Source organism: Paenibacillus sp. P4_A7, assembly GCF_056402455.1.
Map to the genome: position 1 here is coordinate 1 of NZ_JBFUHJ010000912.1, position 631 is coordinate 631.

A 631-nucleotide genomic window follows, 5' to 3' on the forward strand; every position below is an offset into this window, starting at 1 on the left:
GCATTAGGCTTTAGCACGTCTATGACCGTTATTTTGCCGCAGCAAAATTCGACTCAAATTGGCTTGAAAAATAGCAGCACACGCAAGCTGCATCCTACTCTTTATCTATTACATGGGCTATCTGATGATGATACGATTTGGTCTCGTAGAACATCGATTGAAAGATATGTAGCTGAGCTGGGTTTAGCGGTCATTATGCCAAACGTTCATAAAAGCTTCTATACGGATATGGAATATGGTGATAAATATTGGACTTTCCTAACAGAGGAGCTTCCAGCAATTGCACGCTCCTTCTTTCCTTTATCTGACGCTCGCGAAGATAATTTTGTTGCAGGCTTGTCGATGGGAGGATATGGTGCTTTTAAATGGGCACTTCGGCATCCAGATCGATTTGCCGCAGCATGCAGCTTGTCTGGGGCGTTAGATATGGTCGGTCATACCAAACGTACGGATCATGCGCTTGGAAGTCGATTGTACCAGCAAATTTATGGAGATAAACAACTCGAGGGATCAGATGATGACCTGATTCAAGTGCTGAAAAAGCAATCAAAGCTTGATTTGCCAAAGCCGGAGCTATTCCAGTGCTGTGGWACCGAAGACTTCTTGTACGAAGACAATATCGTATTTCGAG

1 protein-coding gene is annotated in these 631 nt (G+C 43.8%); it reads left to right on the forward strand.

The genetic code is table 11. The features are described 5' to 3' along the window. The coding region (locus tag AC1DWN_RS34895) for an alpha/beta hydrolase (protein WP_477563370.1) at window positions 1–631 on the forward strand (631 nt) is incomplete at both ends.